Source organism: Streptomyces sp. UG1, from assembly GCF_049974585.1.
In the GTDB taxonomy this organism is placed as follows: Bacteria; Actinomycetota; Actinomycetes; order Streptomycetales; family Streptomycetaceae; genus Streptomyces.
The window spans coordinates 1-981 of sequence record NZ_JBNGGG010000152.1 but is presented as its reverse complement, the minus strand read 5'-3'; the positions used below and the strand labels follow the sequence as shown (position 1 = coordinate 981).

The window sequence follows — 981 nt, the reverse complement described above, 5'->3', positions numbered from 1 at the left end:
GGCGACTCCGGTGACATCGATGTCGTCCTCAGACGGTCCCTCGACGGCGGCTGTACCTGGGGGCCGGTGACGGTGGTCGCCGCGGGGGACGGGGACACCCGGGGCAATCCGGCGCCGGTGGTGGATCCGGTCACCGGTGCGGTCGTACTCGTCACCTGCTACAACAGCGGGGAGGTGACGGAGGCGCAGATCATGCGCGGGCAGGCCACGGCGGAGCAGAGCCGGCGGGTCTTCGTCCAGCGCAGCACGGACGACGGGCGCCGCTTCAGTCCCCCTCGCGACGTCACGAGCGCGGTCAAGCCGCCGCACTGGCGCTGGTACGCGACCGGCCCCGGACACGCGCTCGCCCTCACGCGCGGCAGACACGCGGGGCGGCTGGTCGTCCCGTCGAACCACTCGACGGCGCCGGCGCAGGGTTCGTCCGACACGGGGCAGGAGCCGAAGTACTACGGCGCGCACGCCATCTACAGCGACGACGGCGGACGTACCTGGCGGACGGGCTTCGTGGACGACACATACGACGGCCACAGCAACGCCAACGAATCCACCGCCGCCGAACTGCCCGACGGCAGGCTGTACTTCAACTCCCGCGATCAGCACGGCACGAGCGCGGGCAACCGTCTCGACAGCGTCTCGAGCGACGGCGGCCAGACCCTGGAGCGCCCGTACACGATCCAGCCCTCGCTGAACGACGTGCCGACCGTGGAGGCAAGCGTCCTCCAACTCCCCGGTCCTGGCGCACCGTTGCTCTTCTGCGGCCCGTCCGTCCCCACGGCCCGCCAGTCGATGGCGATCTGGCGCAGCACGGACGGCGGAGCGACCTTCACCAAGACGCTGACGCTGTCCGAGCGGCGGGCGGCGTATTCGGATCTGGTGCGGCTGGATAGGCGGACGGTGGGGATTCTGTACGAGACGGGGGAGTCGGGGACGTACGAGACGATCGAGTTCCGACGACTGCCGGTGGCAGACCTGACCTAGTGA

At 70.4% G+C, this 981-nt stretch carries 1 protein-coding gene; it reads left to right on the top strand.

Annotated elements, in window-relative coordinates; translation table 11 throughout:
* On the top strand, positions 1 to 978 hold a 978-nt coding region (locus ACP4J3_RS50765; protein ID WP_426545095.1), incomplete at its 5' end, for a sialidase family protein.
* Positions 979 to 981 lie beyond the last annotated feature (3 nt).